The sequence below is a fragment of the Paenibacillus sp. sptzw28 genome, from assembly GCF_019550795.1.
In the GTDB taxonomy this organism is placed as follows: Bacteria; Bacillota; Bacilli; order Paenibacillales; family Paenibacillaceae; genus Paenibacillus_Z.
Map to the genome: position 1 here is coordinate 2924940 of NZ_CP080545.1, position 13913 is coordinate 2938852.

Annotated in this window: 11 protein-coding genes; 5 read left to right on the forward strand and 6 right to left on the reverse strand. The window is 51.5% G+C overall.

Annotated elements, in window-relative coordinates:
- The first annotated feature begins 333 nt into the window (after positions 1 to 333).
- Positions 334 to 2310, forward strand: a complete 1977-nt coding sequence (gene parE, locus KZ483_RS13065; protein WP_220353079.1) for a DNA topoisomerase IV subunit B — start codon at positions 334 to 336, stop codon at positions 2308 to 2310.
- Positions 2311 to 2324: 14 nt separating this feature from the next.
- Entirely contained in the window at positions 2325 to 4766 is a 2442-nt protein-coding gene (gyrA, locus tag KZ483_RS13070) for a DNA gyrase subunit A (protein ID WP_220353081.1), read from the forward strand.
- Positions 4767 to 4773: 7 nt separating this feature from the next.
- Here the strand turns inward: gyrA and KZ483_RS13075 are convergent, their stop codons facing one another.
- Positions 4774 to 4941: a hypothetical protein gene (locus KZ483_RS13075; RefSeq protein ID WP_220353082.1), complete on the reverse strand. Its 168-nt coding sequence runs from the start codon at positions 4939 to 4941 to the stop codon at positions 4774 to 4776.
- Between the two features lie 195 nt (positions 4942 to 5136).
- Here KZ483_RS13075 and KZ483_RS13080 point away from each other — a divergent pair, with 195 nt between their 5' ends.
- On the forward strand, positions 5137 to 5544 hold the full coding sequence (locus tag KZ483_RS13080; protein WP_220353423.1) for a MarR family winged helix-turn-helix transcriptional regulator: 408 nt from the start codon (positions 5137 to 5139) through the stop codon (positions 5542 to 5544).
- Positions 5545 to 5596: 52 nt separating this feature from the next.
- Here KZ483_RS13080 and KZ483_RS13085 read toward each other — a convergent pair whose 3' ends face one another.
- From KZ483_RS13085 to KZ483_RS13100, 4 genes are read right to left on the reverse strand one after another with little or no spacing between them, the layout of a single operon-like run.
- Positions 5597 to 6886, reverse strand: coding sequence for a CapA family protein (locus KZ483_RS13085; protein WP_220353424.1), 1290 nt, complete (start codon positions 6884 to 6886; stop codon positions 5597 to 5599).
- A gap of 5 nt (positions 6887 to 6891) precedes the next feature.
- Positions 6892 to 7647, reverse strand: coding sequence for an RluA family pseudouridine synthase (locus KZ483_RS13090; protein ID WP_220353083.1), 756 nt, complete (start codon positions 7645 to 7647; stop codon positions 6892 to 6894).
- 1 nt (position 7648) lies between these two features.
- Complete coding sequence (locus KZ483_RS13095; protein ID WP_220353084.1) at positions 7649 to 8515, reverse strand: class I SAM-dependent methyltransferase; 867 nt, start codon at positions 8513 to 8515, stop codon at positions 7649 to 7651.
- Positions 8502 to 9236: a response regulator transcription factor gene (locus KZ483_RS13100; protein ID WP_220353085.1), complete on the reverse strand. Its 735-nt coding sequence runs from the start codon at positions 9234 to 9236 to the stop codon at positions 8502 to 8504. Before KZ483_RS13100 ends, KZ483_RS13095 begins: the two co-directional genes overlap by 14 nt.
- A gap of 97 nt (positions 9237 to 9333) precedes the next feature.
- Between KZ483_RS13100 and KZ483_RS13105 the strand changes: the two genes are divergently transcribed.
- Positions 9334 to 11403 carry a 7TM diverse intracellular signaling domain-containing protein gene (locus tag KZ483_RS13105; protein WP_220353086.1) on the forward strand — a complete coding sequence of 690 codons (2070 nt, stop codon included), beginning with the start codon at positions 9334 to 9336 and terminating at the stop codon, positions 11401 to 11403.
- A gap of 11 nt (positions 11404 to 11414) precedes the next feature.
- Here KZ483_RS13105 and KZ483_RS13110 read toward each other — a convergent pair whose 3' ends face one another.
- Entirely contained in the window at positions 11415 to 11744 is a 330-nt protein-coding gene (locus KZ483_RS13110; protein WP_258881679.1) for a helix-turn-helix domain-containing protein, read from the reverse strand.
- A 639-nt stretch (positions 11745 to 12383) separates the two neighbouring features.
- On the opposite strand from KZ483_RS13110, the gene araA reads away from it, so the two are divergent.
- On the forward strand, positions 12384 to 13874 hold the full coding sequence (araA, locus tag KZ483_RS13115) for an L-arabinose isomerase (RefSeq protein WP_220353088.1): 1491 nt from the start codon (positions 12384 to 12386) through the stop codon (positions 13872 to 13874).
- The last annotated feature ends 39 nt before the right edge of the window (positions 13875 to 13913 follow it).

Below are 13913 nucleotides of genomic sequence, written 5' to 3' on the forward strand. Positions count from 1 at the left end.
TTTCTCGCATGAAAGAATATTAACGCGCTATTCGCAGAAAACTTAGCCTACGCTTACGAAGTAAGTTTTCTGCTCGCGAAGAAGTATATCAGGGTTGTATTCGCAGAAAACTTAGCCTACGCTTACGAAGTAAGTTTTCTGCTCGCGAAGAAGTATGTCAGGTTGTATTCGCAGAAAACTTAGCCTACGCTTACGAAGTAAGTTTTCTGCTCGCGAAGAAGTATATCAGGGTTGTATTCGCAGAAAACTTAGCCTACGCTTACGAAGTAAGTTTTCTGCTCGCGAAGAAGTATATCAGGGTTGTATTCGCAGAAAACTTTTAGGGGGACAAGTATGACTGAGCAGTTGGATCTGTTTGCGGGCGAAACTTCTTCGGCTGCTAATCGCAATTATGAGGCCGACGACATACAAGTGCTGGAGGGGTTAACCGCTGTCCGCAAACGGCCCGGGATGTATATCGGGAGCACCACGAGCTCGGGATTGCACCATCTCGTTTGGGAAATCGTCGATAATGCGGTTGATGAGCATTTGGCCAAATTTTGTTCCGCGATCGAGGTCGTTATTCACTCAGACGGCTCCATTATGGTTCGCGACAATGGCCGGGGTATTCCGACGGGAATGCACAAGACCGGAATCCCGACGCCGCAGGTCGTCTTCACGATTCTGCATGCCGGCGGAAAGTTCGGCGGCGGGGGCTATAAGAAGTCCGGCGGCCTTCACGGTGTGGGTGCATCCGTTACGAACGCGCTTTCGGAATGGCTTGAGGTCGAAATATCTCGGGATGGAAAAATACATAAACAGCGTTTCGAGTATTGGATCGATAAAGACGGCAAAGAGCATGTCGGTGAGCCGGTCAAAGGGCTTGAAATAATAGGAAACACGAACCGGACCGGCACCAAGGTTACGTTCAAGCCGGATGCGCGCGTTTTCCATGGAAACACGTCCATCAATTACGACACTTTGTCCGAACGTCTGCAGGAAATCGCATTTCTGAACTCGGGCCTCAAAGTGACCGTCAAAGACGAGCGAAGCGGCAAGCAGGATGTTTTTCATTATGAAGGCGGCGCGCGACAATTCGTGCAGTACCTGAACGAAGACAAGACCGTACTTCACGACGTGATTCATTTTGCGGCGGAACGAGATGATATTGAAGTTGAAGTGGCGCTGCAGTATAACGACGGCTATACGGAGACGATGGCTTCATTCGTCAACTCCATCCCGACGCGCGGCGGCGGTACTCATGAGACGGGATTTAAAACCGCTTATACACGGGTCATGAACGATTATGCGCGTAAAAATTCGCTTATCAAGGAAAAGGACAAGAACCTTGAAGGCAACGACCTGCGGGAAGGCATGATGGCTGTCATCAACATCAAGATGTCGGAGGTGGAATTCGTCGGACAGACGAAGGACCAGCTCGGCAGTGCATCGGCCAGAAGTGCGGTAGACGCTATCGTATCGGATAAAATGCAGGTGTTCCTCGAAGAAAATCCGCAGGTTGCGCAGATGCTTCTTAAGAAATCGATCCAAGCGTCAAGAGCCCGCGAAGCGGCGCGCAAGGCGCGCGAGGAAATCCGCAGCGGCAAGAAAAAGAGCGAAAGCTCCAATCTTGGCGGCAAGCTTACTCCGGCTCAATCGAAGGATTTCACGCGCAATGAGCTGTTTATTGTCGAAGGTGATTCCGCCGGCGGTTCCGCGAAACAGGGCCGGGACTCGAAACACCAAGCAATTCTCCCGCTAAAGGGAAAACCGATGAACCCGGAGAAAGCCAAGCTGATCGATATTCTCAAGAACGACGAATACAAGGCGATTATCGCTGCGATCGGCTCCGGTATCGGACCCGAGTTTGACGCGGAATCGTGCAACTATAACAAAATCATTATCATGACGGATGCCGATACGGACGGCGCTCACATTCAAGTGCTGCTTCTAACGTTCTTCTACCGCTATATGAAGCCGCTTATTGATTCGGGCCGTGTCTTTATCGCCCAACCGCCTCTGTATAAGATTTCCCGTAAAACCGGCAAGCTGAATACGGTCCGTTATGCATGGACCGACGAGCAGCTGCAAAACTATTTGAAAGAGTTCGGCAAACAGTTCGAGCTGCAGCGATATAAGGGGCTTGGCGAAATGAACCCCGACCAGCTGTGGGAGACGACGATGAATCCGGAATCGCGGACGCTGCTTCAGGTTCAAATCGAAGATGCAGCAAAAGCCGAACGCCGCGTATCGACGCTGATGGGCGATAAAGTCGATCCGCGAAAACGATGGATCGTCGAGAACGTAGATTTTACCGAATATGAGGAATAGGAGAAAATAGCGCCATGAGCATCTTAGAACAGTTTTTGCCGGCGTTTCTGGAGGAGGTCGTAGGCGACCGCTTCGGACGCTATTCCAAATACATCATTCAAGACCGTGCCATTCCTGATGTGCGCGACGGACTGAAGCCTGTCCAGAGGCGTATTTTATACGCGATGTATGATGCAGGGAACACGCCTGACAAGCCCTACCGCAAGTCGGCCAAAACAGTGGGCGACGTTATGGGTAACTATCACCCGCACGGCGACTCCTCGATATACGAAGGTATGGTCCGTATGGCTCAGCCTTGGAAGATGGGGCATACGCTCGTTGACGGCCATGGCAACTGGGGTTCCCTTGACGATGATCCGGCGGCGGCGATGCGTTACACGGAAGCCCGGCTGTCCGCTATCGCGATGGAGCTCCTTCGGGATATTGAGAAACGGACGGTCTTATTCAAAGACAATTTCGATAATACGACGAAAGAACCGGTCGTACTGCCTTCCCGCTATCCGAATCTGCTTGTTAATGGGGTCAGCGGTATTTCCTCCGGGTTCGCTACCGAAATTCCTCCGCACAACCTGCGCGAAGTGATCGACGCCTGTGTTGCGGTAATGGAGAACCCGCAGCTTGCGCTCGAGCAATTAATGGCTATCGTAAAAGGACCTGATTTCCCGACCGGCGGACTTATAATGGGCGAGGAAGGCATTCGGGAAGCGTACGAAACCGGAAAAGGCCGGATCCATGTCCGTTCAAAAACGTCTATCGAAGACATGAAGGGCGGACGCGAGCAAATCGTAATTACGGAAATACCATACCAGGTCGTAAAGTCACGCCTTGTTACGGCAATGGAAAACATCCGGATCGAGAAAAAGGTTGAAGGTATCGCAGAAGTCCGCGACGAAAGCGGCCGCAACGGGCTTCGCATCGTCGTTGAGCTGAAGAAGGACGCCGACGCTCAGGGAATTCTCGCTTATTTGCTGAAGAAAACGGACCTCCAGGTGACCTATAACTTCAATATGGTCGCCATTGTGAATAAAACGCCCAAGCAGCTCGGCTTGAAGGACATGATGACGGCGTACATCGCTCACCAGAGAGAAGTCGTTACACACCGCACCAGGTATGAGCTTGAGAAAGCGGAAGACCGTGCCCACGTTCTGGAAGGTCTCGTAAAAGCGCTTAATTTGCTCGATGAGATCATTGCTGCGATTAAAGCGTCAAAAAACCGGCAGGATGCACAGAACAACCTCGTTGAGAAGTTCGGTTTCACCGAACGTCAAGCCGATGCGATACTGACGCTCCAGCTTTACCGGTTGACCAATCTTGAAATTACCTCACTCGAAAAGGAACTGAAGGAGATTCAGAAAAGGATCGCCTATTTTCGTTCCATTCTCGCATCCGAGAAGAAGCTGATCGGCGTGATCAAGGACGAACTGCTTGAGATTCGCGAGAAATACGGCATTGACCGACGTTCCGATATTCAGGGTGAAGTAGAGGAGCTCAAAGTGAACTTGGAGGTTATCGTACCGGCCGAGGATGTGCTTGTCACACTCAGCCAGAACGGTTATATCAAACGAACCTCCAAGCTGTCATTTACAAGGTCCGGTGGCGAGCTTGGCAGCGCAGGAGTGAAGGAAGGCGACGTCGTCCGTACATTGCTTGACGTTAGTACCATAGACCAGCTCCTGCTGTTCACGCGTAAAGGCCAATACTATCAGCTGCCGGTGCATCTGATCCCGGAATTTAAATGGAAAGATACCGGCACGGCGGTTGTGAATGTCGTACCGCTGCCGAAGGACGATTCGATCGTAAGCGTCATTCCGGTGAAAGACTTTGAAGAAGCGGACCGCTCGCTTGTGTTTGTTACCAAGCGGGGGCAGGTAAAGCGTACGGAGCTGAAGGAGTACCGCTCGACGCGTTCAACCGCTATAGCGGCCGTCAAGCTCGGGGAAGGTGACGATGTGCTTCGCGTATCCCTCAGTGACGGAGGTCAGGATTTGCTGCTTGTGAGCAAGCTCGGCATGAGTATTCGTTTCATGGAGAGCGAGGTCAACGCAATGGGACGCGTTGCTGCGGGTGTACGCGGCATTCAGCTTAAGGAAGAGGATGAAATCGTGGCTGCCGAATGGGTGTCGGGCGATGAGGGTGAAGTGCTTGTCCTGACTGAGCTCGGCTACGGCAAACGGTCGCTTCTGCTGGACTATCCGGTACAAGGCCGGGGCGGCAAGGGCGTTGCTACCTTTGAATTCAAAGAAGGCAAGCGGGTACGCTCCAACGGTGAGCGGCTTATCGGCGCGCTGCTTTGCAAAGAAGAACGCGAGCTTCTGCTTTTGACTTCCTCAGGCGCGCAGCTCACGGCTTCAACCGAGAAAGCGCCGATCGAGGACCGGAAATCAATCGGAAAACTCCTCGCACCCGTCGACAAAAAGGATGTCCTTACTACCTTCTTCCCAAAGGCGGATGTGTAGAAACCGTCTAATCAAAAGGCTGATGGGGCGGATCGACGCGCTCCATGAGCTTTACCATAATGTCGAGCACGACCCACAATGGCGCCGGTTCATCCAGCCGGTCCAGCCACTGTGGGTCTTTTATAATTCCCGAATCTTTCAGCTTTTGCACCAGTTCGAGCTTACGGTCGTCCATTATTGTCACGCTCCCGTTCTCATTTTCGAGCATGTTCAACAGCCCATATCGGTATTGTATGTCTAACTCTGTCAAATGGTTCTCTATTCAATCGATTAATGACTCAAAATATTAACTGCATTAATCTTTTATTCGACAAATCGCAATGCTATAATATGGATAAGTAGAAAACTGGAAAGAAAGCGGGTGATCGTTATCGTAACTGCCGAATTTGCCCGATTGTGGATGAAGCTGACGAAGGATTGGAAAATGCACCTGGAGGATGCTCTGGCCCCGGGTTTGACGGAAGGTCAACTGGTGGTTTTGGAACTGCTTATACAGCTTCAGCCGATGAAACCGTCGGACTTGCTGGCATTTCTCACGACAACGCCGGCTGCAATTACGACTCTGCTTGACAGGATGGAGCGCGGCGGCTTAGTTGAACGCAACCGTGATGAGAACGATAGACGGATCGTATGGGTAACCGTCACGGAGAAAGGAGAAGCGGAAGCGAAACGTGGAATCGCGTTACGGGATGCTTATATCGGGGAAGCATTGGATCGCATTTCTTCGCACAATCAACAATTGCTGGTCTATTTACTTGGCAAGGTCGCTAACTCGTAAATGGCGCCGCCCTTATGCTTATGCATAAGGGCGGTTTTTTATTTATGGATAATCATTTTTTAGTATTCGATGCAGCAGCCATTGACGTAATCCTTTGAACCATTACATCCAAGCTGCGGATTAACGATTCATAATCCGCATCGGTAAGCTCCTTGATTTGCCGTGAATCGACCGCTCGCTCCAGCGGAAGGATCATATAGCGATAAGAGCCTTTGAGGCCGCTGCGGTATACCCACGTCGGAATCGGCTGGACATCGCCGATCGTTGTCATTCCTGACTTATCTTTATGGATGCGAACCTTGTATATTACTCCGAAATCCTTCATGTCGCCCCGCTGATTGGAGAGGAAGTTACCCATGGAATAGATAATCAGCCCCCGTCTTGGAGAACCATCCCCGGCAGTCGTCTCTACCGTTTCGTAGGGCTGAACGACATGAGGGTGGGACCCTGCAATAATATCCGCGCCTGCAGCTATCAGCTTACGGGCGAGCGCTTTCTGCCTATCGTTTGGCTGGGCTTGATATTCCGTCCCGAAATGGAGGGCCACCGTGATAAAATCGGCGCCTGCCTCGCGGAGACGGCCGATATCCCGAATAATCGTCGCTTCTTCGATAATAGAAACCGCATACGGTTTATTCTTCGGCAGTGCAATACCGTTGGTGCCGTACGTATATGCAAGCAAGCCCATTCGAATGCCCTTATGCTTGACTATTGTCAGCTTATCGGCCTCAGCCTTGGAACGGGCCGTTCCTTTCACGGTAAACCCCTGCGCGAGCAGATTGTTCAAGGTCAGTCTTAAGCCTTCGGCACCGCGGTCAAGCGCGTGATTATTGGCGGTTGTAATTATATTGAAGCCTGCGTACTTAAGCGCTTCAGCAAGCTCGGACGGAGCATTGAATCGCGGAAATCCCGAATATCCGAGCGATTTGCCGGCTATAGGCGTCTCCAGGTTGGCAAGTGTCCAGTCGCCTTCTTCAAGAATGGGTTTCACTTGTTCGAAGAACGGATTAAAGTTATAACGCTTCCGTTGTTTATCGTAAGCGGCCGGAAGCTGCGGCATATGCATCATGATGTCGCCGACCGCCATCCACACCGCTTCGGTGTCCCCGTCAGCCTCGGGATAATCGGCGTCATTCCGTTTATTTTCCGGCGGCTGAACATAACCCGGCTGTTCACCATCTGTGTGGAATGAGGTGTCTTCCGGCTTCGCTTCAGCCTGCGGTTCACTGCTAATTTGTTCATTTCCTGTACCTGCGCCGGCTATTGGTTTGTCGAGGGACGGCCCATTCAGACAACCTGTCAGCAGTATAATGGCGATCAGTAATGTCGATATCAATCGCATAACGCTCACCCGTTTGATCCTTCTGCAGGTAATAGATCACGGATACCTATAAAATCGGATTCGTCGAAACGGGTCCACGGTTCCGTTCTCGGCGGGATGGAGCGAAATGTCATCCATTCCTTCGTTACGGGATGGGTGACACCAATTAATGCAGACCAAAGCGCGATGTCTTGCTCGCCATCCTGTGCTGGCGCGCCGTATTTACGGTCCTGGAGCAGGGGGCAGCCGATCGCCGCCATTTGCGCCCGTATTTGATGAGGCCTCCCGGTGAGAAGTCTCACGGCAATGAGCGAGCAGTCCGGCCGTTTGGCGACTACAGCATAATCGAGCAGCGCTTCTTTGGTTTCGTGAGACGGAGCGTTATGGACCGATACCAGATTGCGGCTCGCATCCTTGCGTAGATAATGCCTTAGACGGCCGGAAGGAGCCGCAGGAGAGCCGTGGGCTACAGCTACGTAGATTTTCTCGAACGAACGGCGGCGGACCGCATCGGATAGCCGTGAAGCCGCTTTGGAGGTCTTCGCGAAAAGCATGGCTCCGCCGACGGGACGGTCCAGGCGGTGAACAAGCCCTACATAGACATTGCCGGGCTTGGCATAGCGTTCTTTCAGATCTTCCTTGAGCAGGTTAACCATATCGGGTTCGCCGGTGTCGTCCGCTTGAGATAAAATGCCCGGCGGCTTGACCACGGCAAGCAAATGATTATCCTCATACAAAATCGGCAGCTTCCGGGAAGCCGCCGGCTGATGATCGCGAAACATGCTACTCGGCCTCCCAGCGGCCCAGTATTCCACATGGCAGAGTCAAGCCGGAAGCGGTTATGGGCAGTCCGATTTCACCGCAATGAATCGTCCCGCCGCTCTTGCGTCCCATTGTCATGTGAAGCAGGTTGTGCAGTACCGACGGGGATAAGCCTGTCGTGTACGAATTAACAAGCACGAATAACGGATCCGGTGACAAAATGGTCGTACAGGATTCCAGGAAAGGGTACAGGTTCTCCTCAAGCTTCCACATCTCGCCGTTTGGACCGCGCCCGTACGAAGGCGGATCCATGATGATGGCGTCATACTGGCGCCCTCGCCGCTGCTCGCGCTGTACGAATTTGAACACATCGTCGGTTATGTAGCGGACCCGGCTGTTCTCGAGTCCTGACAGCTGAGCGTTTTCTTTGGCCCACTGGACCATTCCCTTGGCGGCGTCCACATGGCACACCTCCGCTCCGGCAGAAGCGGCCGCTATCGTAGCTCCGCCTGTATAGGCAAAAAGATTCAAGACCCGGATCGGCCGCTTCGCGCTGCGGATCTTGTCCATCATCCAGCTCCAGTTGACCGCCTGCTCGGGAAAAAGTCCGGTATGCTTGAAGCTGGTCGGCTTGATGTGAAATTTCAAATCGCCGTAAGAGATCGTCCACCTGTCGGGCATTTTCGTGCGGAAATCCCATTCGCCGCCGCCGGAGGAGCTCCGGTGATAATGACCGTCAGCCGTTTTCCAGCGTCCCGTCTCGTCTGCAATCGGCCATATGATTTGCGGGTCCGGGCGTCTCAGCACGTACGAGCCCCAGCGCTCCAGCTTCTCGCCTCCGCCTGTGTCCAGCAGTTCGTAATCTTTCCATTGATCAGCCTTGTACATATGTGCTTGAGCTTCCTTCCTTAATGTTGAATTTGTAGCCTACCCCGCGGACAGTTACGATAAATATCGGATTAGCCGGATCGGGCTCGATTTTCTTGCGCAGGTTGCTGATATGAACCATCAGAGTACGAGTATCACCCATACTGTCATGGCCCCATACAATCGTATACAGATCGTCCAATGCAAAAGCGCGGTTCGGAGATCTGGCAAGTTGCACAAGCAGGTCGAATTCTTTGGCGGACAGAAATACTTCTTTATCCATCACGTGGACGGTTCTGGCCGGCAAATCAATAACGAGTCCGTCGAAATTCATGACCTCCTCGAGCTCCCGCTCCGTCCTCCTCTGCTCGAACACCGACTGTCTGCGAAGATGGGCTTTGACACGGGCGACAAGCTGGCTCGGACTGAAGGGCTTGGTCATATAATCGTCGCCGCCGACCGTAAGACCGTGTATAATATCGGTATCGTCGCTTTTACAGCTTATGAACAAAATGGGAACGCTGGAAACGGTCCGAATGCGCGTGCACACTTCAAACCCGTCCAGGCCTTTCAGCGAGATGTCAAGGATGATTAAATCCGGGTTCAGCTCATGAGCAAGCATGATAGCATCTTCTCCGTTATCCGTCGAATGAACGACAAAGCCATCCTGCTCCATATATAACGTAATAAGTTCGGTGATTTCCGTTTCATCATCAACCACCAAAATTTTATTCCCGTTCATTGCGCGCCCTCCTTTACCTCGACTTATTATATCCAATGGAGGGACCTATGGGCAATCCGCGTTTTTGCAGGAGGGGTCCGCCATTCTTCGCCGCTTTTTGTTTTTATTCATCGCAACACTTTTCATAGCTTTCATCGCTGCCGGCTGCAGTGCGGAGTCGGAATATGCCAATCCTTCAGCCGTCCAAGGCGAGCTGGATCTGCGCAATTGGTCCTTTGAGAAGGACGGCGACCTGCCGTTAACCGGCCAGTGGGCGTTCTATGAGCGGCGGCTGTTGCCGCCGGATGAAGCCGCGGCAGCCAAGGACGCCCGGTTTGTAACCGTCCCCAAGTCGTGGAACAGCTACCCGCGCAGTTACGGCATTGCAGACGGTCAAGGCTATGGAACGTACCGTCTGTCCGTCTTGATCAAGCCGACCGAGCAAATTCTGGGGCTTCGCGTGCCGAATATTTTTAGCGCGTACAAGCTCTGGGTTAACGGAAAGCCGCTTGCGGCCGAAGGGATGGTAGGCACAAACCGCGAAACGTCCCGCGCCGAGCAATTTCCGCAGATCGTTGCGTTTGACGGAAATACAGACCGGCTTGATATCGTCGTGCAGGTGTCCAATTTTCAGCATCGTAAAGGCGGCATCTGGGTTGATTTGAAACTTGGCGAGAACAGCCGTCTTATTCGGTCGCAAACGCAAGCATCTGCTCAGGATATGGTCTTATTCGGTAGTTTGTTCATAATAGGCATTTATCATATCGGGTTATATGCTTTGCGCAAGCAGGAACGGTTTACGATACATTTTGGGCTGCTTTGTTTGTTTGTCGCATTGCGGGCAACCGTAACCGGAGATTCTTATTTGGTGCAGTTGTTTCCAGTCGGCTGGGAAATGGGGATGAAGATAGAATATATTTCTTTTTCCTTAAGCGCAGTGAGCGGCTACTTATATATCTACCGGCTGTTTCCGCTCGATGCTTCAAGGAAGTTCATGAAGGGCGTCGTCGGCATCGGTGTGGCACTGACTTTATTCGTTATTGTCAGCCCGGTTATCGTCTTTACGAGAACGCTGCCGCTGTTTCAGCTCTTTGTTCTTACCGTCAGTCTCTACTCCTTAGCGGTACTCATTATTGCCCGTCTTAGAAAGCGGGAAGGCTCGGCATTTGTTCTGATCGGTCTGGCGGTCTTTGTAGCGACGATTCTTAACGACATGCTGTTTTATAACGAATGGTTCGTCTATATGCAGCTCGTTCCGGTTGGGCTCTTCTTCTTTATTCTCATGCAGTCGTTTATTATTTCCACAAGATTCTCAAGCGCTCTGCGCAGGGTGGAGCAGGTGTCGAGCGAACTGCGCGAATTGAACGTGCATTTGGAGGAACGAATCGAAGAACGGACGGAGGCGCTTCGCCGGACGAATGAAACATTGGAGCAGAGAAACAGGGAGCTCGGCAGATTGGAGAGGTCCAGACGTCATCTGATGACCAATATATCCCACGATTTGCGAACGCCGATTACCCTTTTACAGGGATATTTGGAAGCGATACAAGACGGAGTGGTAAAATCGGGGGAACAGCAGCAGAAATACATCCGGATGATGCTCGGCAAGGTAGTCGGGCTTAACCGGCTTATAGGAGATTTGTTTGAGCTTGCAAAGCTGGAAGCGGGTCAGCTGCGGTTTGATTTGTCGGAGGTCAAGCTGTCAACGTGGATGGAGCAGCTGCGCGATCAGTATGAAATCGATGTCCGCAGTGGAGGTCATGTCTTTGCTTGCGAATATAGCACCGGTACCGACGTTCACGGGAAACAAGTGGAGCCCGACCGCATTTTGCTTAATCTCGATTTGCCGAGAATGGATCAAGTTATGGCCAACCTTATCTACAATGCAATTAAACATACTGAAGCGGGAGGCAAGATAGCGCTTTCTTTCACTTATATTCACGGGGACGGACGAGTCGTTGCAAGTGTGTCCGATACGGGCATCGGCGTTGGAGCCGAACATCTGCCGTACATTTTCGACCGCTTTTATAAGATAGAGATTTCCAGAAACTCCGCAGATGGGGGCAGCGGACTCGGCTTGGCAATTGCCAAAGAGATTGTCGAGGCTCACGGCGGCATTATCGGTGCGGATAGCGTACCGGGTACCGGCACTGTTCTATGGATTGCGCTTCCTGCTTCCCTTGCCTGATACGTTCTTGTCTACTCAGCTTGTCTGATGACAGCCATCATTCGATCGATCGATTGCTTCCGCTTATCCTGGTCCATGCTGTTTAGAATTCGGATAATTTCAATCGCTTCCGGTGATACCGGAGGATCGTGTTTGACCGGTTCGCCGCCAATAATATAATCGAGCGAGACATTGAATAAAACGGCAAGCTTCTTCAAAGTTTCGTATACCGGTTGGCGGTTGTTGATTTCATAATGACTGTAAGCGGAACGGGTAATTCCAATCTGCCTGGCTACTTCTTCCTGAGAAATATTTTTCTTTAGTCGAAGTTCTCTCAATCGGTCTCCCATAGTCATAGTCATTGTTCTGCTCCTTACGCTCGTACCGAAGAACTAGTCCTAGTACGAACGGGTACCGTAATACTCTACTACTAGTAATTTATGATACAAAGTGTATCATTGTCAAGTGCACGATTGGAAAAAACTCCAACAAAGCAGGGCAAAACACGTAATTTTATGTATTTTTAATAAGTTTCGGCAACCACTTACATTTCCATTTTAAGGATACCATTGGACAATGTAAAGAAAATGAGAAAAGCTTTACATTTTGGAGTGAATGCAGAATTACCTATTGAAAAAGAAACGGTGAAAGCGTACAATAGACTCAGTTTAAGTTGTACGTACAAGTTGAGGGCCGAGAAAGGTTGAGATTTTGCGTAATTAACAATTTATTGATATTATGCGGATTAATCGACATATTTCCTCTCCGAATTTGTTCGTACAAGTTGTGAAGGGCATTACAATCGTCATTCGGGTTATCGAATGAACGATTGCAATTATTACTGGCAACCGAGCTGCTTGGTAATTCCGCAGCTAACGGTTGCAATTTTCACTGACAACCGAGCTGCGTTAATAACCCGCAGCTAACGGTTGCAATTTTCACTGACAACCGAGCTGCGTTAATAACCCGCAGCTAACGGTTGCAGTATAAAGGAGGATATTATGCTTACCGTCAAACCTTATCAATTTTGGTTCGTTACCGGCAGCCAGCATTTGTACGGCCCGGAAACACTGCTGGAAGTTGCAGAACATTCCCGCATTATCACCGAAGGGCTTGACCGCGATGAGTCGATTCCGTTCGAAGTCGTGTTCAAGCCGGTTCTGACTACCCCGGAGGAGATTTACAAGCTTTGCTCGGAAGCGAACACCGACGAGCGCTGCGCAGGCATCATCACGTGGATGCATACGTTCTCGCCGGCGAAGATGTGGATTGCAGGGCTCTCCGAGCTTCGCAAACCGCTGCTTCATCTGCACACGCAATTTAATCGCGACATTCCGTGGGATTCCATCGACATGGACTTCATGAACACGAACCAGTCGGCGCACGGCGACAGGGAGTACGGGTTCATCGGAGCGCGCATGGGCATCGCCCGCAAGGTTGTCGTAGGTTATTGGGAAGATCCGGAAGCGCGGAGCCGTATTGCCGGCTGGATGCGGACCGCTGCTGCGTTCACGGAAGGCCGTTCGCTTAAAATCGCCCGCTTCGGTGATAATATGCGTCAGGTCGCTGTTACGGAAGGCGACAAAGTCGAAGCGCAGATCAAATTTGGCTGGTCGATAAATGGCTACGGCGTGGGCGATCTCGTTGCCAGAATCTCGGATATTTCGGAAGCGCAGGTGAATGCGCTGACAGACGAATACCAGTCGTTGTACGACATTTCATCCACGACTCGCAATACGCCTGCGCTTTGGGAAGCGATACGGGAACAAGCCCGGATCGAGCTTGGCATGAAAGCCTTCCTGGAAGAAGGGGGATTCTCCGCGTTCACCACGACGTTCGAAGACCTTCACGGCATGAAGCAGCTGCCGGGTCTGGCGGTTCAACGGCTCATGGAAGCCGGCTACGGCTTCGGCGGGGAAGGCGATTGGAAGACCTCCGCACTAACCCGTATGATGAAAATGATTGCAAACAACCAAGGTACGTCGTTTATGGAAGATTATACGTACCATTTCGAGCCTGGTAACGAGATGATTCTCGGCGCTCACATGCTTGAAATTTGTCCGACGATTGCAGCTAACCGTCCACGCCTGGAGGTGCATCCGCTCGGGATCGGAGGCAAAGCGGACCCGGCGCGCATGATTTTCGACGGACGCAGCGGGCAAGCGGTAAATGCTTCTTTGATTGATCTTGGCAAAAGGTTCCGCCTCATCATTAACATCGTCGATGCCGTTCAACCGCAGCGCGAAATGCCTAAGCTGCCGGTGGCGCGCGTATTGTGGAAGCCGCAGCCGTCCCTTAAGGATTCCGCAGAGGCGTGGATTCATGCCGGAGGCGCGCACCATACTGTATTCTCGTATGTCGTAACGGCTGAGCAATTGGTTGACTGGGCGGAAATGACAGGCATCGAGTGTGTGATTATCGACAACTCGACGAGTACGCTGGCTTTCCGCAATGAGCTGCGTCTCAATGATTTGTACTGGAAACTTCGTTAACATCTTTTTATCGCACTGGCTACTTGACGGCGTCCCCTT

Excerpts from the sequence above, each read along its gene's own strand:
- araA (WP_220353088.1), top strand. The coding sequence starts at position 12,384 with ATGCTTACCGTCAAACCTTATCAATTTTGGTTCGTTACCGGCAGCCAG.
- KZ483_RS13075 (WP_220353082.1), bottom strand. The coding sequence starts at position 4,941 with ATGGACGACCGTAAGCTCGAACTGGTGCAAAAGCTGAAAGATTCGGGA.
- KZ483_RS13095 (WP_220353084.1), bottom strand. The coding sequence starts at position 8,515 with ATGTACAAGGCTGATCAATGGAAAGATTACGAACTGCTGGACACAGGC.
- parE (WP_220353079.1), top strand. The coding sequence starts at position 334 with ATGACTGAGCAGTTGGATCTGTTTGCGGGCGAAACTTCTTCGGCTGCT.
- KZ483_RS13085 (WP_220353424.1), bottom strand. The coding sequence starts at position 6,886 with ATGCGATTGATATCGACATTACTGATCGCCATTATACTGCTGACAGGT.
- gyrA (WP_220353081.1), top strand. The coding sequence starts at position 2,325 with ATGAGCATCTTAGAACAGTTTTTGCCGGCGTTTCTGGAGGAGGTCGTA.
- KZ483_RS13090 (WP_220353083.1), bottom strand. The coding sequence starts at position 7,647 with ATGTTTCGCGATCATCAGCCGGCGGCTTCCCGGAAGCTGCCGATTTTG.
- KZ483_RS13100 (WP_220353085.1), bottom strand. The coding sequence starts at position 9,236 with ATGAACGGGAATAAAATTTTGGTGGTTGATGATGAAACGGAAATCACC.
- KZ483_RS13110 (WP_258881679.1), bottom strand. The coding sequence starts at position 11,744 with ATGACTATGACTATGGGAGACCGATTGAGAGAACTTCGACTAAAGAAA.